The sequence below is a fragment of the Mucilaginibacter sp. JRF genome (assembly GCF_015223065.1).
GTDB lineage: Bacteria > Bacteroidota > Bacteroidia > Sphingobacteriales > Sphingobacteriaceae > Mucilaginibacter.
Genome location: NZ_JADFBY010000001.1, coordinates 948,165 through 970,783, shown reverse-complemented (window position 1 = coordinate 970,783; position 22,619 = coordinate 948,165). Strand labels below are relative to the sequence as shown.

Below are 22,619 nucleotides of genomic sequence, written 5' to 3'. Positions count from 1 at the left end.
TGATCATGATGAGAACAATATATAAAGCAGTAAGTGTGATAGGTTGCATAGCGGCATTATCAACCTTCAGTTCATGTAAAAAACTACTCGAACAGGAACCCAAAAATTCAACATACCTTGATGTTTACTGGAAAACATCGCAAGATGCGCGTAACGCCATTGCAGGTAACTATGCCTTGTTGCGTAATGCCATGAGCAATAAAGCCAACCGCTATTACATGTATGGCGATGCTATTGCCAAAAACTACTTTACCATACAGTATACCGGCGATGGTTTAGAGGGCATACAGGGTGGCGATTTCACCTTTCAATATAATCTGAATTCGCTGGCTAATTACACCTTGTATTTTAAGTCGGTAGCCATGTCGAACATCGTGCTCAAAAACGTTGAGAAGATGACCGACGAGCAATTTGATGATGTTGACAACCCCACCGCCTTCCGTAACAACATAATGGGCCAGGCTTATTTTTTACGTGCGCTGAGTTATTTTATGATGGTACGTGTTTGGGGCGATGTGCCTGTTGTTACCGCGGCTTATGACGACCCGATCAATGCGCCACAATTACCACGCAGCCCTAAAGCTGAGGTAATGAAAATGATAGAGGATGATTGCCACCGTGCCATCAATTTACTAACCTGGCGATACGATAACGTAGGCGATGCTAAAGTAACGGCCAACCGTGGTGCGGCTTATGCCTTACTAACCCACCTGTACCTGTGGCGTGCAACCATGCTTGATGTAAGTACTGACAACGTGAACATGACCGATGTTAACAGCGCCGATACTACCATCAATGCCTTGGTTGCCAACGGTGGTTATACCCTTACTGACACTGCTAACTACAAGAATATTTTTGTAGGCCGTTCATCTGAAGGGATATTTGAGATAAACATGAGCGAGAATACCCTTGAGGGTTCATCGGGTTCAATTGGTATGTACTTTCTTAACTCAAGCTACATAAACAATGGCACCAACAATCCGCGCATGTTTGTAACCCCGAGCTTTTTACGCTCACATTTTCCGGATAATGATACTACTGATGTTCGCTTTAAAAAGAACTTCGCCTTAACCACTACCGAAAAACCGATGTGTGTTAAATACGCCAACATTATTTATCGTAACCCCGGCCAAAAGCTTGATCCATTCCTGAGTAACAATATGATCGTGTTTCGCCTGAGCGACATTAGCCTGTTAAAGGCAGAAATAGCCCTGTACAGAAATGATGTACCTACCGCTATAAACATCATCAACGCATCGCGCACCAAACATAGCCCCACCCCTACACTGCTGGCCAGCAATCTTACTAAAGATGAGGTTATGGATGAATACATTGTTGAACGCGGCCGCGAATTGTATTTGGAAGGGCAGTTGTTTTACGATCTGTTACGCACCCGCAAATACGGCAACGTTGTAGATTGGCTTACCGAGCAGCGCTTCAGATTAGAGGGCTACTACTTCCCTATTGACCCGGCATTATTCAGGCAAAACCCTAACCTTAAACAAACTACTTACTGGTTAGGCAGAGTATAACATTAACTTAATTGAATATAGTTATGAAAAAATATTTAGGATTAATGATATGCGCGATGGTGGCCCTGACGAGCGCATGTAAAAAAGATGATTACAAGAATGATGGCGGCAAAAGCAACCCCTATGTTGATATGACCACGTATGACTTTTTGAAATCAAAACCACAGTTTGACTCGCTGGTTAAAATAATTGACCATGCCGGCTTAAAGGATGTGGTGAACAGCAATGTTACCTTTTTTGCCACCACAAATTACAGTATTGCACCTTATGTATCTGCAAAAAAGAATCAAAAGGCCATAGAGATAGGTAATGAAAACTTTGAGTTTGGTATTAATGATATACCGGCAACCGAACTAGCCGACTCCATGAAAACGTATCTTTTTGAGGGCAAGATCAATCGTGATGTGATCACCGTATCGGGGCAGGTATACCCTACGTTGCTAACCACCCCACCAAGCAATGTTACGTACATGATCAAATTTCGCCGCACGTTTGATTATAGCAGCTTTTTAGATCATGTGGATTACGTAAACTATGTAAAGATACGTGGTACACGCGATGATCAGGAGCCCGACCCGGAAGCTATACCTGACAATCAAAAAGACCAGGCTGTTGATTGCCAAACATCAGGCATTATTACACGAACAGGAGTTGTACATGTAATTGATGGTAACCACAGGTTATTTTTCAACGCACAATCCCTTGGGAATTAATCATCCATTAACTCAAAAATTAAAACGATGAAAAAAATTATCATAGGCCTATGTATCATGGTAAGCGCTGTTGCCTGTAAAAAGATAGACGATGGCTTTCAGAGTGATTACATTCGCTATAAAGACAATAATATTTATGCCAAGCGCGGTCTTATATTGTTTCAATCGGACAGAATAAACGCTGATGGCTCTACCCCACCTTACAAATACAAAATGTTGAACCTGCGTAGTGAAGACGGCAGCGCACTACCTGCTGAATTTAATACCGAGTACGAGATAACTTTGTTTAAGCCGGGCATGTCATTCAATGCAGAAACTGATACTACCATTGAACTGCTTAACCAAAAACGCGAAACCGTAAAGCGCCTACCAATGGAGTTCAATGAAACAAGCGGGCAACTAACATTTAATCGCGCATCAGCCAATCTGCCATTAGGCAGGTATGTATTTGATGTGGAGATGACCAATCCAACCGGTACAAAGCTTTATCCATCATTAGCTACCATTAACGTAGTTGAGCCTACAAGCGATGACCTCTTTACTATTACCGACAACGTATCGAACGCTTTTCATGATGTAACAGGTGTAGCTACCCCTATGAAGAACCCGACAATTACATGTACCAAGGTATCAAACGAGGGTGCCAGGGCTATACTTAAGATGGTTGACAAAAATGGCAGAACATTTAACCCTCGCGCTGGAGAGATCATTCAGCGTGGCGACAGGCCGGTGTTTGAAAATTATGCCAAATTTAACCCGGTAACATTGACAGATACGGCCATGATATGCGATTTTGAGATAGCCCCTTTCCCGCTAACAAAATACATTACGCCAACTACCGACTGGGGTTTCCTGATGTATTACCGTATACCAAGCCAGTTTGTAACCATTGATGGCTTCCCATCTACATTAGGTGCATTCTCGGTTAACCCACGCTGGTCATGGCAGTTAAAGCTTGAAGGTACTTATGTTATCCAGGTAAAATTTTCGGACGTAACCAAAAAAGGTTAATATTTATACAGTTTGATAGTGAACGGCTTGTGCTTAATTGCACAGGTCGTTTTTTTATGGGAAAAATACAGCGCATAAAAAAACGCCCCGTTTTTATGGGGCGTTCATAATAAGTAACTTGTTTTCTATTTCAGATCGTAAAAACGCCACTTAGTTTCAAAATCAGCGGTAAGGGATTGTTTGGTTAGAATGGCTCGCAGGATTTCAACAGGTATCAGGTTCTCTTTGATGGCCGTATCGTGAAATTGCTTATAGCTCATTTTACCACTATCAACCAATTCCTTTTTCAGGGCCATATATTGTAAGCCACCAAGCAGGTAAGCTACCTGGTACAACGGACTATATCCACCCTCAAATGACCGCCTCACCTCGCCTGTAGCATTGGCGCGTTCGTGGCCAACACGGTCAACCAAAAAGTCGATACATTGCTGTGGTGTCCATTTATTAAGGTGATAACTCATGGAGAATATAATGCGTGCACAACGATGCATGCGCCAAAACAACATACCTATGCGCTCCTCGGGCTTTTGGGCAAAACCCTGATCCCACAACAGCATCTCCCAGTATAACGACCAGCCTTCAACCGAAAACGGGGTAGAGAATTCATGGCGATATGGCTTATACCTGCTGTTCATAAAATATTGCAGATTGTGGCCGGGTATTAATTCGTGCTGCACGGTACCGCGAGAGAAGTATGGGTTATTACCACGCATGCTCATCAAACGATCATCATAAGCCATAGTATTTGTTGGGTATGATATGCTGATCTCCTTCCCCCCGGTAAAAAACGGGTTCACCAATTGCCGCTTTGGCGACATCATGATCATGCCCCAGGTTTCTTCGGCCAAAGGCGGTACAGTGATCAGGTCGCGGGCTTTAATAAAGTCGATAGCATCGTTGTATAATTTAACGATCAGTTCAGCCTGATGGCCAAGCGGCACATAGCTGTTCTTCACTTTTTCAAGCGCCTTTTTCCAGTCGTCACCAAAACCCATCTCGCGCGATGCTTTCAGCATTTCCTTATCGCACCAGGCAAACTCCTTATTGGCAAGCGTTATTAATTCTTCGGGCGTATAAGGGATGAATTCCTCATGCAGTTGTGCTATCAGTGCATCCCTGCCAATAGGTTTGCCTTTGATACCGCTACCATCATCATTTTGTGTAGTTGTAACCTTACCTTTTGTACCAGCCATATCAGCGTAGCCGCTTAACTGGGCATTAACGCGTTTGTACGGCGCAGGCACCCACCAGGTAAAATCAGGATCGTAAGTATTATAAAAATCAAAAAAGCTTTTTAGTCGGGCTTTCAACCCTGATGCAGCTTCGCGCAAGGTATTAGCCAAAGGCATATCCATACTTGGCACCTTGCTCAGCTTTGCCGAATCGGCGGCTATCTTTTTTGATAGTTCATCAAGTTGTTTGGCTATTTTTTCGCCATCAACCCAATCGCCGCGTCTGCGTTTTTGTTCGAGTGCGTAAATATCAGTGGCGAAGGTTATGTATTCCTTAATGCTGCCGTACTTTTTGGCTTCATCCTTTAAACCAGCCAAATGCTTGTTGATCTCTTTTTTAAGCATCAGGTAATCAACCTGCCCGTACACACTCATTTTGCCGAAATCCCTTTTTTTAATATCAGCCAGATAAGTACTATCCATCTGCATTAACCGGCTAAGTTGTTCAGGCGAGTTAACCACACGCATTTTGTATTGGTAATCGCTGCGTTCGCTAACTTCGTACGGAGAGTAAAAATCACGTATAGCGTCAATATCCTGCTCGTATTGTATAATAAGGCCTGCCATTTCGCTCGACTGTTCATACAGCTCGGCAGTTTGTGCAAGTGCATTGCCGGGCAAAGCCAGCAATGCACATAAAGCAGTGAACGGATATAGTTTAGATTTTTTTGTTTGCCTGATATAATACCTTATGAGTGTTCGTTTTTTTATAGGAGTGTTCATAGATCAGCTTGCGGCACGGTTTAGGTTTATCAGGTTATTGTTATAAGCATCGAGGTACCCGCGTGGCGAGTTACCGATTATAAACTTGAAAACCCTGTTAAAATTAGTGATGCTTTTAAAGCCGCATTTGTAGGCTATGATATTTATATTTTCAAACCGTTGCGATATTAGTTTTTTACAGGCCTCATTAATGCGTATCTCATTCAAAAATGATACGAACGTATGGCCGGTATGCTTCTTAAAATATCGACAGAATGATTCGGGAGTCATGTAAGCAACTTTGGCAACATCCTCCAATGTTAGCGGCTCGGCATAATGCTGAATAATGTAGTTGTATATTTTACCTATACGTATACCCTCGCTATCGGTAATTCCGGGCAAAGTTCCGTAGGTTGATAGCGGTTCGAGTTTGGTTTTTATGGCGCTCATGCACTTCATCAGGTTAAAAAACTCAACCAATTGATCCTGGCCCGCAGTTTTTTGCAGTGATGACATTACCTGCATAATTTCGTTAACTATGTAATGCGGAAACTTAAAGCCTTGCTGGTGCTGTTGCAATAGCATGGAATTAAACTTCATTTCGGGCAGGGCGAACAATGGCGCCAACGTACCTTCAGGGTTAAAAAAGATCGTCAATGCCTCGATCTGCTTACCGCTGCCTGCATTAAAATACTCCGGATTGCTCTTAAAAACGTGTGGTAAGTTTGCTCCAATAAAGAACACGTCGCCGGCCGAATAATCGTGCATATTGTTGCCGGTAATAAGTGTTCCCTCCCCCTTTTGTATCCAGGTTAACTGTACTTCTTTGTGGCGGTGCAAATAGGGGTAATGATGCGGAAGGCACACTTTTTCAACTACCACACTTTTATCGTATGGCATAGGGATGGTGAATTGTAGTACTTTCATCGTTAATGAGTTAGAGAGTTAATAGTTACTGTACAATTTACAGTTAATTACCCCTACCATACAACAATTAACCACACTTTGATAATATTCTGTTAACACTTGATAATATATTGCTATATACATTTCACCGTGTCACACAACCCGTAGTTTTAATTTTCAACTATCTGATAATCAGAATACATACACATACTATATTAAAATATAATTCAAGTAGTGTTTGATGCCTTTTGGGTGTAGTGAATAATGAGCTATTTCATTACACAGGCAATATCAAACTAAAAAAGCACCTCCATCGCGGCGGTGCTTTGTCCAACTTTTAACTGATCATATTTATGAACCGAAAACGGCTGCATTAAATACAATTAATGATCAGGGAGTGTAAGTATCTATAGTAACTCCCTTATTTAACAAATTTAATCATAGCAAAAGCCATTAAGCCGCAGGTTATTAACCGCTTGTAGCTTAATATTATCATAAATTTGTTACAAAGGAGTTTATTTGGACTCTGATTTAGAAGCAAAACAAAACATGCTGCTATAGCAGAGTAGCTAAGATCGATCAGAGTTAAAACAATAACAGTCGGTTTATTTACCGACTGTTATAATAGATAGTATTACCGCGGCGGCCATAGCAACGCCTACGCCCAATATGAATGTAACATTACGGGAGCCATACGGATACCTCACAAATTTCCTTTTCCTCTTTTGGCAATGCATTTTAATAGATATTTAGGTTCGTTATTTTGATTTATAAACGCATGGAGCGAATCAATGTTTCAAGATACGAATTTTTTAACAAATGTTTAATACTATTTAAACACAATTACTTACACAAAATAACCCGGCTGTTAAGGCCAGGTTAATTGTGTAAATGCACAACCATTAATATGCATTATAAATAGACGTCGCGGGCAGATTCGAACTGCCGTTAAAGGTTTTGCAGACCCTCACCTCTCCGCTCGGTCACGCGACTATTTTGTTATTATCAGGCTGCCTGCGTATTGCGCAATGCGGCTAACAGACTTACGGTATGCTCAACCTCGGCAACAGTATTAAACTTACTGAACGAAAATCTGATGGTTTGCTTTGATGGATCGACACCTATTGCTTGCAACACATGCGACGCTGAACCTGCTGAACAAGCACTACCACCCGACACTGATATATTGTTATCATCCAGATAACCAATGAGATTACCGTTTGCAAAGTTTAATGGGAAAGCGACACTTAATACGGTGTACAGACTTTTATCAGCATTGGCTGAGTTACCATTGAATTGCACATCAGGTATAAGATCGGTCAACTTGTGGATCATGGTGTTTTTTATTGACTGTATGTAAGCCGCATGCTCATCAATATGGCTGTAAGCTATCTCTAACGCTTTAGCCAAACCAACAATCCCGGGGATATTTTCGGTACCCGCACGTAATCTGCGCTCCTGCGAACCCCCATGTATCAGTTTTTCTAAACCAATGCCATCACGACAGTATAAAAACCCTATACCCTTTGGCCCGTGAAATTTATGTGCAGATGCCGCTATAAAATGTGCACCCAATTTTTTCAGATCGTGCTTGTAATGCCCCATGGTTTGTACGGTATCGGTATGAAATATGGCGTTGTGCCTACAACACTGTTCCGATATCAGTTCAATGTTATTGATATTGCCGATCTCGTTATTAGCATGCATTACCGATACCAAAGCACGGCCTTTGCTTTGCAGCAGATGCTCTAAATGATCGTGATCGATATTGCCAGCCTTGTCAATATTGATGTAGCTCAACTCTATCTCTCCGGCTGCTTGCAAAGCTTTTAAGGTATTCAATACCGCATGATGCTCATACGGCGTAGTTATTACGTGTTTTATGTTTTGCAAACGAATGCCTGATAACAATGCTGTATTATCGGCTTCGGTGCCGCCGCTGGTAAATATAATCTCGGATGGGTTGGCGTTGGTTAAACCGGCAATGGTTTCGCGCGATTGTTCAATAGCTTGCTTGGCTGCACGGCCATGCTGATGCGCTGATGATGGATTGCCAAAATTATCAATGAGGTATGGGGTGATGTGATCGAATACTTCACTATCAATACGGGTTGTGGCTGCGTTATCAAAGTAGATGCTCATGGTATATATTTCCTTTTATAAATTAATTTAAAAACAGTTTAACTTATCCAGGAGTCGAGCGTGAAACACAACATCATCTTATCTATCCCGGCATGTTACCGGGCAGGAATTAGCACCTTATACCTTTATAGTACAGGTTGCTAAGACGTCATAGGGCCTTTCCCTCCGTCTTTCTGGATAAGTATTTAAAAGAACAACAATGCAAACATACAAATATATTCTACTAATCACATAGAATTTATAGAATATTTTTTTAAATTGTTACAAATGGCTTTAATTAAGGTTTGGCTTAAGAATGTTTAAACATTACATTTGCAATGGTGAACAAACTTTACGTTTACATATTGCTATTGCTTATAGCGGCCGATACTACCGAGCTGCACCAGCTTTTTAAGCTGCCTATTTTGTTTGAGCATTTTGCCGAGCATAAGCAACGTGACGAAAGCGTAAGTTTGATGGATTTCCTATCCATGCATTATTGGGGCGATGATTTGAACGATAATGATAACGACCGCGATATGCAGCTGCCCTTTAAAAAGATGGATGCGCATTCGGCACATGTGTTTTTTTTACCGGTAGTTCGTACCATCACCATTAAAAGCCACTTTGAAGCTTTAAACAAAGCTTATCCTTTATACAGGCAAAGTTTTATTCCCGACCCTGCCCTCGCAGCCCCCTTCCGTCCGCCCTGCGCCTGATCTTGCCTCCCATTATTTCTTTAACCGGGTATTAATAACATACGCGTACATGTAAATGTGCACGCTGTAATTATTGTTTAAGCCCGTTCTGTTTCACTTAACAGGCAAATCATGCTTAATAAGATCATTCAATTTTCAGTTAAAAATAAACTGGCGGTTGGCATATTCATAGCGCTGTGGATAGTTTACGGCGTATTTGAAGTTAGCCGCTTGCCAATTGATGCCGTGCCCGATATAACTAACGATCAGGTACAGATCATTACCACCGCGCCATCATTAGGCGCGCAGGATGTTGAACGCCTCATTACCTTCCCTATTGAACAGGCCATGAGCAACATTCCTCATTTAAAAGAAAGCCGCAGTTTATCACGTTTCGGCCTGTCGCTAATTACTGTTGTGTTCGAGGATGGTGTAGATGTATACTGGGCACGCCAGCAGGTCACCGAAAGGCTGCAACAAATAGATATTAACGAGAACGCCAATAAACCCGAACTGGCACCGGTATCAACCGGTCTTGGCGAAATTTATCAGTACGTGCTGCGCCCAAAAGCAGGTTACGAAGATAAATATACCCTGGCCGATCTGCGTACTGTACAGGATTGGCTGGTGCGCCGCCAGTTGCTTGGCACCAAAGGCGTTGCCGATGTATCAACCTTTGGCGGCGAACTTAAACAATACGAGGTAGCGGTAAACCCCATGCAGTTAAAATCAATGGGGTTAAGCATAGCCGATGTATTCAATGCCCTGCAAAATAATAACCAGAATACAGGTGGAGCCTACATCGAAAAAGGACCTACCGTATTATATATCCGCAGTGAGGGCCTTGCAGGTAGTATTGCCGATATTGAGAACATTGTTGTAAAAACCACAACGGCGGGCACTCCCCTGCTTATAAAGAACATTGCCGAGGTAAAATTGGGTTCGGCTACACGTTACGGTGCTTTAACCTATCATCCTATTGGCGAGGTTACCGGTGCTATAGTAATGATGCTCAAAGGCGAAAACTCATCCGAAGTAATTAAAAATGTTAAACAACGCATCGAGGAGATAAAGAAAACCTTGCCCGATGGTTTGGAGATCGAGCCTTTTCTGGATCGTACCAAGATGGTGAACAATGCCATTGGCACGGTTGAACATAACCTGCTCGAAGGCGCATTGATAGTGATATTTGTATTAGTAATATTTTTAGGCAATCTGCGCGCAGGGTTGATCGTAGCATCGGTAATTCCGCTATCTATGCTGTTCGCCATCATCATGATGAACACCTTTGGTGTAAGCGGTAACCTGATGAGCCTTGGCGCGCTCGATTTTGGTTTGATAGTAGACGGAGCTGTTATTATAGTTGAGGCTATATTGCATCACCTGCATTTCTCCAAAAAGTATCAAAATACCGATCAGCTTACACAGCAGGAACTTAACGAAGAAGTAACCGGCTCAGCATCACGTATGATGAACGCCGCAGTATTCGGACAGATCATCATCCTGATCGTTTATCTGCCTATATTATCACTCACAGGTATTGAGGGTAAAATGTTTAAGCCAATGGCACAAACCGTAGCGTTTGCCATATTGGGCGCATTCATTCTCTCACTTACTTATGTGCCGATGATCAGCTCTATATTTATCAGCAAAAAAATAAGCCACAAACCCAACCTTGCCGACAGAGTGATGGCCCGTATCGAAAACGTTTACGAACGTTTGCTTACCCGCGCGCTTACCATTCGCAAAGTTTTAGTGGCAACAGCTTTTGGATTGTTCGCGGTAGCGGTATTTATATTCTCGCGCATGGGTGGTGAATTCATCCCGCAATTAGAGGAGGGCGATTTCGCGGTAGAAACACGCTTATTGGTAGGTACCAACCTGAGCACAACCATTAAAAGTTTCAACCAGATATCTACTTTATTAAAAGACAACTTTCCGGAGATAGAGAAAATAGTTTCGCGTATTGGCGCTGCCGAAATACCTACCGACCCTATGCCTATTGAAGGTGGTGATATGATCGTGGTACTGAAGCCCAAGGATGAATGGAAAAGCGCGTCGAGCTTTCCTGAGTTAGCCTCAAAAATGTCGGCCGTGGTGCAAAATGCCGTGCCGGGTGTTACGCAAAGCTTTCAGTTTCCGGTGCAGATGCGTTTTAATGAACTAATGACCGGCGCCAAGCAGGATGTAGTGTGCAAGATATTCGGTGAAGACCTGAACACCCTCTCCCGCTATGCAGAACAAATTGGCACCATCAGCAAAACTGTTGATGGCACTGCCGATTGGTATGTTGAAAAGGTTACCGGTATGCCGCAGGTAGTTATTAAATATAACCGCGCCGAAATAGCTAAATACGGCCTAAACATTAACGATATAAACCGCACCGTAAACTCAGCCTTTGCAGGTGCCGCCGCCGGACAGGTTTACGAGGGCGAAAAACGTTTTGACCTGGTGGTACGTGTTGGCAGCGAAGAACGCAAAAGCATTGAGAATGTACGTAACCTGATGATCAATACGCCGACAGGCAGCCAGGTACCGCTTTATCAGCTGGCTAATGTTGACGAGGTTGAAGGCCCTAACCAAATACAGCGCGAGGATGCCCGTCGCCGTATAAGTGTTGGCTTTAACGTTCGCGGGCGCGACGTGCAATCCATAGTTGAGGAGTTGCAGCAAAAAGTAAATGCAAAAGTTAAGCTCGAACCTGGCTATACCATTGTTTATGGCGGTGCTTTCGAAAACCTTACCCAAGCCAAAAAACGTTTGAGTGTTGCCGTGCCGGTAGCACTGTTGCTGATATTTATTATGCTTTATTTCGCATTTTCATCAGTAAAAGAGGGCGCGCTTATTTACACGGCTATTCCGCTTTCGGCTATTGGCGGCGTGTTCGCACTGGCTTTGAGAGGGATGCCATTTAGTATATCGGCAGGTGTAGGTTTCATAGCGCTGTTTGGCGTGGCGGTGTTGAACGGCATCGTACTGATATCTGAATTTAACCGGATTAAGAGCGAGGGCAAAATCACCGACATGCTCGAACTGGTAAAAACCGGAACCCGTAACCGCTTACGCCCGGTGTTGATGACGGCCGCAGTAGCATCATTAGGCTTTTTGCCAATGGCTTTAAGCAATGGCGCAGGCGCCGAAGTTCAGCGCCCGCTGGCAACTGTGGTAATTGGTGGCTTGATCACCGCTACCCTGCTAACTTTATTTGTATTACCGGCCTTGTACCTATTGTTTGATAAAAAGCGCAGCGTAAATAAAAATGTGGTTGCTACCGTTGTTGTACTTATTGCATGTACTTTTAGCGCTAACGCACAGGATGGCCATGAACCGATCAGCCTCAGCAATGCCATCAATACTGCCTTGCAAAAAAACCTGCAAGCTCAGGGTGCCGCATTGAATGAGAGGGCCGAACAGATCAGACGTAAAACATCATTCGATCTGCCTAAAACACAAATTAGCGGTGAGTATGGCCAAATAAACAGCATTTTGAATGATACTAAGTTTGGCGTAAGTCAGGCTATCAGCTTTCTTACAGTTTATAGCAACCAAAGGCGCGCGCTCAATGAGAACTATTTAAGCGCCCAGGCTCAAACCGCGTTATCAAAACAAGAAGTAAAAAGCAATGTAAGGCGACTGTATTATGATTGGGTATTGCTGTATCAAAAGCAAAAACTATTACAATATGCTGATAGCCTGTATGCGTTATTCGAAAAAAAGACCAACCTGCGTTTCAAAGTAGGCGAAGCCAACGTACTTGAAAAAACTACTGCCGAAGCACATCGCCAACAGATAGCCAATCAGTTACGTATGCTATCAACCGATATGGATATAACCCTGGCACAATTTAATATATGGCTTGGCGATAGCGTACATTATGTACCTGCGGTTGATACAGTAAGATTAGTTTATAACCCGACCAACAATAACACCGCCGATCTGCCTCAGTTACAATTGCTGGATCATCAGACCGAAGCGGCCAAATGGCGCTGGAAAACCGAAAAGGCCCGTTTACTCCCGGAGTTTTTTGTAGGATACAACAACCAAAGCATAGCAGGCAACCAGGTGGTGCAAGGTCAGGATGCCTATTTTAATACCAGCAGGCGTTTCAATTTTGTTAGCGCAGGCATTAGCGTGCCGCTGTTTTTCGGCGCGCAATCAGCTAAAGCATCTGTTGCTAAGGTAGAGTGGCAGATATCGCAAAAGCGTACACAGTTTGCCCTGCTCCAGGTACAAACCGAGCAAGCTAACGCTGCCAAGCAGGTTACAAAGTATGCCACCAGTGTTGATTACTTTGAAGCCAAAGGATTAAACAATGCCAATACCATCATTAGTACGGCCGATAAACAATTTGTTGGCGGTGAGATAGATTATCTGCAATGGGTAATACTGATAGACCAGGCCATAAACATTAAAAGCGAATACCTTGATGCCCTTAATAACTATAACCAGGCGGTTGTACAGGCGCAAAAAGTTAACAACCTATAGCATCTTAATACAATGAAAAAATACATCCCGATATTAAGTTTTGCCGTTTTGCTGATAAGCGCGTGCGGCAATAATAAGGATACCGAAAAACAACAGGAAGAAACTGTTGCCGATACCAACATAGTTAAACTTACTCCGCAGCAAATAAAAAACGCAGGCGTTGAAACAGGCACACCACAACATGGCGAAATAAGCGGCATGCTCATCTTACAAGGTAGTATTGATGTACCACCACAAAGCACTATCAGTGTAAGCTTTCCGTTAGGTGGATATTTAAAAAGCACTGAGCTGCTGCCCGGAGTGCATGTAAAGCGCTGTCAAGTGCTTGGCGTGTTGGAGGATATGCAATTCATCCAGCTACAACAGGATTACCTTTCGGCTAAAGAGAAATATCTGTTTGCCGGAGCAGAGCATAAACGCCAGTTAGAGCTAAATGCCAGTAAAGCCAGCAGCGATAAGGTACTGCAACAAAGCAAAACCGAAATGGAAAGCCAACGCATTGCCATGCAGGCCTTGGCTCAAAAGCTGAACCTGATCGGCATTAATCCTGCAAGACTTACACCTGCAAATATTTCAAAAAGCGTGAACATACTATCGCCTATTGATGGGTTTGTGGCCAAGGTGAATGTGAATATAGGCAAATACACCTCACCTACCGATGTACTATTTGAATTGGTGAACCCAAAAGATATTCATCTTGCCCTTAATGTTTTCGAGAAAGATGTTAATCAGTTACGCATCGGTCAGCGTGTAATAGCTTATACCAATGATCATCCTGAAAAAAAATATGAGGCTGAGATATTACTGATCAGCAAAAATCTTGACCAGGATCGTATGGCTACAGTTCACTGCCATTTTGAGGAGTTTGATTCGAGCTTGCTGCCGGGCATGTTCATGAATGCGGAGGTTGCCGTTAAAAACAAAAAGGCCCTTACCGTGAATGAGGATGCCGTGGTACGCTGGCAAAACAAACACTACGTATTTAAAGAAAGCGGCAACAATACCTACCGCATGAGCGAAGTTACCCCCGGCGAGGTAAACGGAGGCCGGGAAGAAATTAACGGTGCCGGTATTGACAGCGCCACCCGCATTGTCACCAAAAATGCTTACGCGCTACTGATGAAAATGAAGAACAGCGCTGAAGATGAATAATAAAAAAGCGGCAGTGATTTTCACTGCCGCTTTTTTATTCCAGGTAATAATGCCTTATGCGGTTCAACTCCTCATCCAGCTCATAAACCCAGGGTGTTGCTGTAGGTATTTCCAGATCGGTTACTTCCTCATCACTCATCAGGTCGATATATTTTATTAATGCCCGCAAACTGTTACCATGCGCGCAAATGATCACCTGCTTACTCTCGCGCATGGCATGCACTATCACCTCGCCCCAAAAAGGTAAAACACGCTCCATAGTTTCGCTTAGGTTTTCGGTTAATGGCAGTTCACGCCCTGTCAGGTTCTTATAGCGTATATCATGGCCCGGGTAACGCTCGTCATCCTTGGTTATAGCAGGCGGGTGTTCGTTAGGGTCGCGGCGCCATTTGTGCACCATATCCTCACCATATTTAGCGATGGTTTCATCCTTGTTCAAGCCCTGCAAGGCTCCGTAAAAACGCTCGTTCAACCGCCACGATTTGGTTACCGGTATCCATAAATGATCCAGCTCCTCCAAAACAATATGCAGCGTTTTGATAGATCGTTTTAATACCGATGTATATCCGGCATCAAAATTATAACCATGTTTAGCCAATATCTGCCCGGCACGGCGGGCTTGGGCATAGCCTTCTTCGGATAGATCGACATCTGTCCAACCGGTAAACCTGTTCTCTTGATTAAAAACGCTTTCGCCATGACGAAGCAAAACCAGTTTCTGCATAATTAATGTTACAACGGCAAAACACCATAGGGGTTTAAAAAATTTTGCCGAATGTTTTTTAAAACATACATTGCAGGTATCCAATAATATACCTTTTAACTTCATTTACAATTATGAGTACAACTACACCCGTATCAGTGGTTGATAGTACGGCCAACCCGGCGCCGCTGGGTTTATGCGCCTTCGGCATGACCACCGTTTTATTGAACATTCACAACGCCGGTTTTTTTGAGATCAATGCCATGATACTTTCCATGGGTATCTTTTATGGTGGCACGGCTCAGGTGATCGCCGGTATTATCGAGGCTAAAAAGAACAACACTTTCGGCCTGACCGCATTTACATCGTATGGTATGTTCTGGCTAACCTTTGTGGGTATGAATTTTTTACCCAAACTCGGTCTTGCCGAAAAAACCGCAAATAATGCCCTGGTAGCATTTTTGGCCATGTGGGGATTGTTCACACTACTATTATTCTTCGGTACATTAAGGCTGAGTAAGGCGCTGCAATTTGTATTCGGTTCGTTAGTTATACTGTTCGGTTTATTGGTTTGGGGCGATGCTACGGGAAATGAGAATATTAAACACCTTGCAGGCTATGAGGGAATAATCTGCGGTGCATCAGCCATATATACCGGTATTGCGCAGGTACTGAATGAGGTTTACGGGCGTGTGGTTTTACCGTTGGGTCCCGTAGCAAAATAGCCGGATTTAAGCTAACTTGCAGCCGTGAAAGATTTTAAAAAATATTATATCATACCCGCCACACCTGATGAGGTTTACGCGGCCATAACTAACCCACTAACTATTGAACTTTGGACCGGCGAATCGGCAGAAATGTCGACCGAGCCGGGTACTGAGTTTTCGATGTGGGATGGCAGCATATCCGGCAAGAATATTGAGTTTGAGGATGGTAAAAAGGTAGTGCAGCAATGGTATTTTGGCGAGCAGGAAGAAGCATCTATAGTAACTATAAAGCTACATGCCGACAAACACGGTACATCGGCTGAATTAAAGCACACCAATATTCCGGATGATGCATATGATGACATTGTTGAAGGCTGGACAGATAGTTACTTTGGCGGCATTGCCGATTTCTTTGCAGTGAACTAAATAACACTTCAATAAAAAAAACGCCGCATGGTATTGAACCATGCGGCGTTTTTAGTTTATATCATCGTCGCTATTAATATAAAGTGAATTCTACACGACGGTTTTGCTGACGGCCTTCGGCAGTTTTATTGCTGGCGATAGGCTGACTTTTACCATAACCGGTAGCTTCAACTCTTGATGCATTAGCACCTTTGCTTACCAAATATGATTTAATTGATTCGGCACGTGCTTTTGAAAGTTTCAGGTTTGCTGCGTCAGAACCTACATTATCAGTATGGCCAGCCAATTTCAGGCTAAAGTTTTTGTCAACTAATAGTTGAGCTACTTTATCAAGGCTTGGGTATGATTTTGAGCGGATAGATGCTTTACCAAAATCAAACTCCAGGTTATTGATCGCGTCTTTAACAACTTTCTTATCCTCTTCGGTTACGTAAACCTTAACTTCACGTTTACCGATAGGGCAACCAGAACCATCAACCTGTGTACCGGCCGGAGTTCCCGGACATTTGTCGTACATATCAGGCACACCATCTTTATCAGAGTCGGCACTTAATTTTGCAAGGTTTTCGTTAGTAGCGTTGAGGTCTGTACGCAGTTTAGCGTTTTCTTCTTTTTGAGTATTAAGCTGACCTTGCAAATCCTGTGCTTTGCGCAGGTATTCGGTACGCATTGAGTTTACCGGGTTGTATGTGGCCATTTCAGGTTTGCTGCGGCTGCCTAACGAGAATTCCAAACCTACGTGAGCGTATGAAAATTTATCGTTGTTACGTGCAAATGTGTAACCGTCCAGATCATCACCGTTAACAAAACCTACCTGGTAACCCAAATCAAGGTTGATACCGGAGCCCATGTTAACTTTAACACCGGCACCTACCGGGATGTACATTTTGTGGATGTTACCACCGCCATCATTAAATGAACTTACGGAACCATCAACATTAACCCTGTTTGGGCGATAAGCAATAACACCACCACCTGCTGTTATGTAAGGCTGGATAGCACTTTTCTTATTTCTCCAGTTAATGTTGGCCAGGGTGAACTGTCCGCTTAATGCTGCCGACCAGTTTAAATCGGTACTAAAGCTTTGTGGTGTGTTGAATGAGTTGGTTGTACCTTGACCTACACCACCTTCAAGTTTACCGCGAAGGAAATCGAGTTGTAAGCCGAATGATGGCATTAGTTGTTTTTTGATGTAAGCGCCGTAACCAATATTCTCGCGAGGGCTTCTAAAATCCTGGCGACTCATATTTACCAATATGGTTGATGGTGATAACATACCGCCATGGAAACCTATTGACCATGTGCGTAATTTATCGCCACCCGAAAACGGCTCTGCATAATTTGCTGACGAAATGGTAGTATCAGGAGTTTGTGCGAACAATTTGCCTCCCACCATAACGCCTGTTATCAGCAGCGAAGCTTTTTTTAAAGTTGTTTTCATAATTAATCAAGAATTAGTGGCTATGTACAGAACAAGCCACACACCCTGTCCAATTAAGATGCCATCCACAAGAAAATCAATCTTTAAGGAATAACTCCAATTGAGAACTTTAATGAAATTTTAATGAAATGTTAAAATTAATTCATTGAATTATAGTGAATAACCTACTCAAATTATCAATATAGCAATGGGTATTGCAATACTGAGTGGCCTGCATAGGCTAATTGCACAGTTATGCACACTATAAAATACACTTTGTAGCATAGTGGATTCAAGCCATTACAGCTATGGTATTGAAAAATTGTTTGGCAATTCGCTCATCTCCATTTATGGATGATAATTCAAAAGCTTGTTGTGGCACTATAGCCTTGGTGAACATTTGCCAGGCAGTTTCGGGTACGAGGGTTATTATTACGTCTGGTACTCCGATAAATTCATTTATCAATTGCCAACCGGGTTCGGCTTTACTTAAATACCATATACCACCGGCATCACCATTTATTTTGATGGCCAGCACAACACCTTGTTCAGCCTCAACATCACGATAATTGTGCGGCAATGCACGCATAAAGGTATCAATACATGGATGAAACAAATCACGTGTCATTAGGGCATCACTGCCTATGGCCTGGCGTATTTGCTGTTGATGGTGCCACTTTTCGGTATACTCACGGGCTATGTGAAACCAATTGGGCGATTGCTCCTCTCCTGCCCAGGCTACCGCATACATGGCCGGCGCGAATGGATCAAGCGATGAAAAATATTGATGATATCGCGGGCCTGTATTTTCCAACATATCGGTTATTTGCTGAGGGCTTATCCTATCCATCGCATCAATCCAAACTGCATTCAGGTGATTGAGGTAGCTAACCAGATCATGATATGAATTGATATGTTGAGGAGGCTTGCCGCTGTAGTTTTGCGAGGCGGATATGGCACGCATGTTACCATCAAGCAAATGGGCAGCAACATCTTTAACAGTCCATAATTTGGAAACCGTAGGGCGTTGCCAGTCGACAGGTGATAGTGATCGCAGCATGTCAATAAGCAGCCTGTCCAACACCGGGAATAAATGCAAGGTGGGTATTGGTATCAGGCTACTCATTGTAATTACATGCTTGTTATTTTGTACTTTGCTCTAAAGCCTGATTGATATCAGCTATAATATCATCAACATGCTCTAAACCGGTTGAAATACGTATCAACCCCGGTGTAATACCTACTGATTGGCGTTCTTCTTCAGTTAATTTAGAATGTGTTGTGCTGGCCGGGTGAGCCGCTATACTGCGGGTATCGCCAAGGTTAGCGGTAACCGAAAGCATTTTTAAAGAGTTCAGGAACTTGGCACCAGCTGCCGAACCACCTTTTATCTCAAAACAAAGTACACCGCCACCGGCTTTCATTTGCTTTTTGGCGATATCGTACTGCGGATGGCTTGGCAAAAACGGATACTTAACCCATGATACCGCCGGATGCTGCTCTAATGTTTCGGCAACCTTTAAGGCATTTTTGCTGTGGCGTTCCATACGTACGTCAAGGGTTTCTAAGCTCTTGCTTAAAACCCAGGCGTTAAAGGGAGATAAAGCAGGCCCGGTATGACGGCAGTACAGGTAAATATCCTTGATCAGATCGGCACGGCCAACAATTACGCCACCTAATACACGTCCTTGTCCATCTATCCATTTTGTAGCTGAGTGCACAACCAGGTCGGCACCAAATTCAATGGGGCGCTGTATAACCGGGGTGGCAAAACAATTATCTACATTTAATATCAGGTTGTGCTTTTTGGTGAATTTACCGGCCCATTCCAAATCAACAATACCTATTTGCGGGTTGGTTGGTGTTTCCAGATAAACCATTTTGGTATTAGGCTGTACGGCTGCTTCCCAGGCATCCTTATCATCAGCAGGCACTAATGTACAGCTGATACCATAACGCGGAAAATGTTTAGTTACAATAGTAAATGTGCTGCCAAATACCGAGCTGCAACATATCATGTGATCGCCTTGCTTCAACAGGGCGAAGAAAGATGAGAAGATAGCGCTCATACCTGTAGCGGTGGCAAAGCCATCTTCGGCACCTTCAAGGGCGCACATTTTGTTGATAAACTCATCAACGTTAGGGTTGCTGAAACGGCTGTAGATATTTTCATCCACCTCGTCGGCAAAAGCCGCACGCATAGTTTCAGCGTTCTCGAACGTAAAACTGCTTGTTAAATAAAGTGGTGTAGAATGCTCCTTTTGAGAAGTTTTTGAAGTTTGTATTCGTATAGCTTTTGATATCGGGTTCAACTGATCTGACATGAGAAAAATAACGTAATAAAATTAAACACTACTCGGCCGGGTGAATGATCACCTGCCAGGTTATTGCGGCACCGGCTTTTTCTAAAGTAGCCGCTACCGAACAATATTTATTGATAGAAAGTTCGGCGGCACGCTGCGCCTTATCGGCATCAATGGTGCCGTATAAATGGAATTCAATATCCACAGTTTGCCATAATGATGGCTCTTTGCCTGCCTCACGCTCACCGTTGATCACCATTTTATAATCCTTAACGTCCTGACGCTGCTTTTTTAAGATGCTGATCACATCAATAGCCGAGCAGCCGCCAATACCCATCAGTAACATTTGCATCGGGCGAACGCCAAAATTATCGCCGCCGCTTTCGGGGCTGGTATCCATACGTACGGTGTGTCCGTTCTCGTCATACGCTTCAAAGCCATAATCGCCATGAACGCGCGAAAGTTCTATTTTAGGCATAGTGTATTATTAAAGCAGCTAAGTTAGGAATTTACTGGTTTTATACAGTGATTTAATAGACTTTAATAACACCCGCCTAAACAGTTTTACTGTGCAATGATTAATAGCACCAAGGCATTTTTATCAGTACCTACTAAAAAATAAACTATATGTTAAAATACAATAAACTGTTAAAGTTTGCAGTTTGTTAATAAAACTTAAAAATGTTTATAAATAACAAAATCCAACATGGCATTCATTTCGTTTATCTCAAAAAACATTGAATGAGTATTTGATGTTAAAAACGTTAAATGAATCTATAACCTACTGAAAAAATGACAAACAACGCACACTACGGACAGCTGTTAGAATATGCTGTGCGAAGAAAAGGAATAAGCTTAACTGAACTCGCGGTTTCGCTTAAAGTAAACAGACGAACCATTTACAATTGGTTTGAGTCTCCTTATTTAAAGAATAATATTATCTACCGGATCGGCTTAGCCATCAACCACGATTTTTCGGTTGAGTTTCCGCAATACTTTACCAGCGATATGTTCAGCAGCGATAAAGTTCGCTCAGCAAACGAGATAAGTACTTATGCCGATTCATCTGATTGGAAAGATAAATACATCAACCTGTTAGAGAAATACAATCAGGTTTTAACAACAATGAGCGCAAGAGTTTAACATAATCAAAGCCCCTATAATCCGGGGCTTTTTTATTTATGGTGCTTCCTGAACCTGCTTCCTCTCACTCTCAATAATTTTAATAAAAACGCTATATTCACCCCACTATAGCAAATATCGAATGGTTTTAAATTACATCTGGATAGCTTTTTTTGTGATCGCCTTTGTAATCGGGCTCATTAAACTTGTTTTTTTAGGTGATACCGAGATATTTCAGCACATGGTTGAGGGCGTGTTCAACTCGTCCAAATCATCTGTTATGGACATTGCCCTGCCCCTGATTGGCAATATGGCCTTTTGGCTGGGTATACTCAACGTTGCCGAAAAGGCAGGCGCTATCAATTTTCTTTCGCGCATTGTTGGGCCATTTTTCCAGAGGCTGTTTCCTGAAGTGCCAAAAAACCATCCGGCCACCGGACAAATGCTGATGAACTTTTCGGCCAATATGCTGGGGCTTGATAATGCGGCCACTCCCCTTGGCTTAAAGGCTATGGGTAGTTTGCAGGAGCTTAACAAGGATAAAGAAACGGCATCAAACGCGCAGATCATGTTTTTGGTGCTGCATACATCGGGCTTGCAATTGCTGCCGGTTACCATTATAGCACAACGTGCCATATTAGGTGCCGCCAACCCTGCCGATGTATTGATCCCCTGTATTATCGCTACTTATGTTGCTACCGTAGTGGGCATTATCGCGGTAGCCATCAGGCAGAAAATAAACCTTTTTAACCGGGTTATATTAGGCTGGATTGGCGGACTAACCGCATTTATAGCCACTTTTATATGGTACGTTACCACCCATTTAAGTAAGGAACAGATAACCCTGGCATCAAACGTAATGAGCAATTTTTTGCTGTTTTTGATACCCGTGGTGATCATTTTAGGTGGATTACGTAAAAAAATCGACGTGTTTGATGCCTTTATTGAGGGTGCCAAAGGCGGCTTTGAAACATCGGTAAAGATAATACCTTATTTGGTGGCCATGCTGGTTGCCATCAGCGTTTTCCGCACCTGTGGAGCGCTCGATTATATTAATGATGGTGTACGTTGGGTGGTTACCCAATTTAATGCCGATACCCGCTTTGTTGACGCCATGCCGGTAGCCTACATGAAACCATTAAGCGGCTCAGGATCAAAGGGTATGATGATCGATGTAATAAAAACATTTGGGCCCGATAGTTTTGCCGGCAGGTTGGCCAGTACCTTCAACGGATCTGCCGATACTACCTTTTATATTGTGGCATTATACTTTGGCTCGGTAGGTATAAAACGCTCTCGTTATGCTATACCGGCGGGCCTTTTGGCCGACCTTGCCGGGGTTATTACCGCCATATTGGTATGCTACCTTTTCTTTGCCTGATACTT

18 protein-coding genes, 1 tRNA gene and 1 riboswitch are annotated in these 22,619 nt (G+C 43.1%); of the genes, 10 read left to right on the top strand and 9 right to left on the bottom strand.

The window, feature by feature from the left end:
- The first annotated feature begins 5 nt into the window (after window positions 1-5).
- From IM792_RS03920 to IM792_RS03910, 3 genes are read left to right on the top strand one after another with little or no spacing between them, the layout of a single operon-like run.
- The gene (locus tag IM792_RS03920) at window positions 6-1,532 is read left to right on the top strand and encodes a RagB/SusD family nutrient uptake outer membrane protein (protein WP_194100446.1); all 1,527 of its coding nucleotides are present in this window, start codon (window positions 6-8) and stop codon (window positions 1,530-1,532) included.
- 23 nt (window positions 1,533-1,555) lie between these two features.
- Window positions 1,556-2,245 carry a hypothetical protein gene (locus IM792_RS03915; RefSeq protein ID WP_194100444.1) on the top strand — a complete coding sequence of 230 codons (690 nt, stop codon included), beginning with the start codon at window positions 1,556-1,558 and terminating at the stop codon, window positions 2,243-2,245.
- A gap of 27 nt (window positions 2,246-2,272) precedes the next feature.
- The gene (locus IM792_RS03910; RefSeq protein ID WP_194100442.1) at window positions 2,273-3,256 is read left to right on the top strand and encodes a DUF5007 domain-containing protein; all 984 of its coding nucleotides are present in this window, start codon (window positions 2,273-2,275) and stop codon (window positions 3,254-3,256) included.
- A 125-nt stretch (window positions 3,257-3,381) separates the two neighbouring features.
- Here IM792_RS03910 and IM792_RS03905 read toward each other — a convergent pair whose 3' ends face one another.
- From IM792_RS03905 to IM792_RS03890, 4 genes are all read right to left on the bottom strand, one after another.
- Complete coding sequence (locus IM792_RS03905) at window positions 3,382-5,211, bottom strand: DUF885 family protein (RefSeq protein ID WP_194100441.1); 1,830 nt, start codon at window positions 5,209-5,211, stop codon at window positions 3,382-3,384.
- A gap of 3 nt (window positions 5,212-5,214) precedes the next feature.
- Window positions 5,215-6,117 (bottom strand): AraC family transcriptional regulator, encoded by a 903-nt coding sequence (locus IM792_RS03900; RefSeq protein ID WP_194100439.1) that lies wholly within the window; start codon window positions 6,115-6,117, stop codon window positions 5,215-5,217.
- Between the two features lie 901 nt (window positions 6,118-7,018).
- Window positions 7,019-7,089 (bottom strand) — tRNA-Cys (locus IM792_RS03895).
- 12 nt (window positions 7,090-7,101) lie between these two features.
- On the bottom strand, window positions 7,102-8,238 hold the full coding sequence (locus tag IM792_RS03890; protein WP_194100437.1) for a cysteine desulfurase family protein: 1,137 nt from the start codon (window positions 8,236-8,238) through the stop codon (window positions 7,102-7,104).
- A 75-nt stretch (window positions 8,239-8,313) separates the two neighbouring features.
- Window positions 8,314-8,422, bottom strand: a riboswitch (SAM riboswitch).
- 133 nt (window positions 8,423-8,555) lie between these two features.
- Here IM792_RS03890 and IM792_RS03885 point away from each other — a divergent pair.
- From IM792_RS03885 to IM792_RS03875, 3 genes are all read left to right on the top strand, one after another.
- A complete protein-coding gene (locus tag IM792_RS03885) occupies window positions 8,556-8,936 on the top strand; it encodes a hypothetical protein (protein WP_194100435.1) in 381 nt (126 codons plus the stop codon).
- A 111-nt stretch (window positions 8,937-9,047) separates the two neighbouring features.
- Window positions 9,048-13,400, top strand: coding sequence for a CusA/CzcA family heavy metal efflux RND transporter (locus IM792_RS03880; RefSeq protein ID WP_194100433.1), 4,353 nt, complete (start codon window positions 9,048-9,050; stop codon window positions 13,398-13,400).
- 12 nt (window positions 13,401-13,412) lie between these two features.
- Window positions 13,413-14,552, top strand: a complete 1,140-nt coding sequence (locus IM792_RS03875; RefSeq protein ID WP_194100432.1) for an efflux RND transporter periplasmic adaptor subunit — start codon at window positions 13,413-13,415, stop codon at window positions 14,550-14,552.
- Between the two features lie 34 nt (window positions 14,553-14,586).
- Here IM792_RS03875 and gpmA read toward each other — a convergent pair whose 3' ends face one another.
- Window positions 14,587-15,276, bottom strand: a complete 690-nt coding sequence (gpmA, locus tag IM792_RS03870) for a 2,3-diphosphoglycerate-dependent phosphoglycerate mutase (protein ID WP_194100430.1) — start codon at window positions 15,274-15,276, stop codon at window positions 14,587-14,589.
- A gap of 113 nt (window positions 15,277-15,389) precedes the next feature.
- Here gpmA and IM792_RS03865 point away from each other — a divergent pair, with 113 nt between their 5' ends.
- Both IM792_RS03865 and IM792_RS03860 read left to right on the top strand, forming a co-directional pair.
- Window positions 15,390-15,980, top strand: coding sequence for an acetate uptake transporter (locus IM792_RS03865; protein WP_194100429.1), 591 nt, complete (start codon window positions 15,390-15,392; stop codon window positions 15,978-15,980).
- A gap of 24 nt (window positions 15,981-16,004) precedes the next feature.
- Entirely contained in the window at window positions 16,005-16,388 is a 384-nt protein-coding gene (locus IM792_RS03860; RefSeq protein ID WP_194100427.1) for an SRPBCC domain-containing protein, read from the top strand.
- Window positions 16,389-16,461: 73 nt separating this feature from the next.
- On the opposite strand, the gene IM792_RS03855 is transcribed toward IM792_RS03860, so the two are convergent.
- The 4 genes from IM792_RS03855 to IM792_RS03840 form a co-directional block, all read right to left on the bottom strand.
- Window positions 16,462-17,829 (bottom strand): OmpA family protein, encoded by a 1,368-nt coding sequence (locus IM792_RS03855; protein ID WP_194100425.1) that lies wholly within the window; start codon window positions 17,827-17,829, stop codon window positions 16,462-16,464.
- 271 nt (window positions 17,830-18,100) lie between these two features.
- Window positions 18,101-18,934 (bottom strand): maleylpyruvate isomerase family mycothiol-dependent enzyme, encoded by an 834-nt coding sequence (locus tag IM792_RS03850; protein ID WP_194100424.1) that lies wholly within the window; start codon window positions 18,932-18,934, stop codon window positions 18,101-18,103.
- A gap of 16 nt (window positions 18,935-18,950) precedes the next feature.
- On the bottom strand, window positions 18,951-20,132 hold the full coding sequence (locus IM792_RS03845) for an aminotransferase class I/II-fold pyridoxal phosphate-dependent enzyme (RefSeq protein WP_194100422.1): 1,182 nt from the start codon (window positions 20,130-20,132) through the stop codon (window positions 18,951-18,953).
- 28 nt (window positions 20,133-20,160) lie between these two features.
- On the bottom strand, window positions 20,161-20,589 hold the full coding sequence (locus IM792_RS03840) for an OsmC family protein (RefSeq protein ID WP_194100420.1): 429 nt from the start codon (window positions 20,587-20,589) through the stop codon (window positions 20,161-20,163).
- A 314-nt stretch (window positions 20,590-20,903) separates the two neighbouring features.
- On the opposite strand from IM792_RS03840, the gene IM792_RS03835 reads away from it, so the two are divergent.
- Both IM792_RS03835 and IM792_RS03830 read left to right on the top strand, forming a co-directional pair.
- Entirely contained in the window at window positions 20,904-21,254 is a 351-nt protein-coding gene (locus tag IM792_RS03835) for a hypothetical protein (RefSeq protein ID WP_194100418.1), read from the top strand.
- Between the two features lie 121 nt (window positions 21,255-21,375).
- Complete coding sequence (locus tag IM792_RS03830; RefSeq protein ID WP_194100416.1) at window positions 21,376-22,614, top strand: spore maturation protein; 1,239 nt, start codon at window positions 21,376-21,378, stop codon at window positions 22,612-22,614.
- The last annotated feature ends 5 nt before the right edge of the window (window positions 22,615-22,619 follow it).

Coding starts and splice junctions, on each gene's coding strand:
- IM792_RS03920 (WP_194100446.1), top strand. CDS start 6: ATGATGAGAACAATATATAAAGCAGTAAGTGTGATAGGTTGCATAGCG.
- IM792_RS03915 (WP_194100444.1), top strand. CDS start 1,556: ATGAAAAAATATTTAGGATTAATGATATGCGCGATGGTGGCCCTGACG.
- IM792_RS03910 (WP_194100442.1), top strand. CDS start 2,273: ATGAAAAAAATTATCATAGGCCTATGTATCATGGTAAGCGCTGTTGCC.
- IM792_RS03905 (WP_194100441.1), bottom strand. CDS start 5,211: ATGAACACTCCTATAAAAAAACGAACACTCATAAGGTATTATATCAGG.
- IM792_RS03900 (WP_194100439.1), bottom strand. CDS start 6,117: ATGAAAGTACTACAATTCACCATCCCTATGCCATACGATAAAAGTGTG.
- IM792_RS03890 (WP_194100437.1), bottom strand. CDS start 8,238: ATGAGCATCTACTTTGATAACGCAGCCACAACCCGTATTGATAGTGAA.
- IM792_RS03885 (WP_194100435.1), top strand. CDS start 8,556: ATGGTGAACAAACTTTACGTTTACATATTGCTATTGCTTATAGCGGCC.
- IM792_RS03880 (WP_194100433.1), top strand. CDS start 9,048: ATGCTTAATAAGATCATTCAATTTTCAGTTAAAAATAAACTGGCGGTT.
- IM792_RS03875 (WP_194100432.1), top strand. CDS start 13,413: ATGAAAAAATACATCCCGATATTAAGTTTTGCCGTTTTGCTGATAAGC.
- gpmA (WP_194100430.1), bottom strand. CDS start 15,276: ATGCAGAAACTGGTTTTGCTTCGTCATGGCGAAAGCGTTTTTAATCAA.
- IM792_RS03865 (WP_194100429.1), top strand. CDS start 15,390: ATGAGTACAACTACACCCGTATCAGTGGTTGATAGTACGGCCAACCCG.
- IM792_RS03855 (WP_194100425.1), bottom strand. CDS start 17,829: ATGAAAACAACTTTAAAAAAAGCTTCGCTGCTGATAACAGGCGTTATG.
- IM792_RS03850 (WP_194100424.1), bottom strand. CDS start 18,934: ATGAGTAGCCTGATACCAATACCCACCTTGCATTTATTCCCGGTGTTG.
- IM792_RS03845 (WP_194100422.1), bottom strand. CDS start 20,132: ATGTCAGATCAGTTGAACCCGATATCAAAAGCTATACGAATACAAACT.
- IM792_RS03840 (WP_194100420.1), bottom strand. CDS start 20,589: ATGCCTAAAATAGAACTTTCGCGCGTTCATGGCGATTATGGCTTTGAA.
- IM792_RS03835 (WP_194100418.1), top strand. CDS start 20,904: ATGACAAACAACGCACACTACGGACAGCTGTTAGAATATGCTGTGCGA.
- IM792_RS03830 (WP_194100416.1), top strand. CDS start 21,376: ATGGTTTTAAATTACATCTGGATAGCTTTTTTTGTGATCGCCTTTGTA.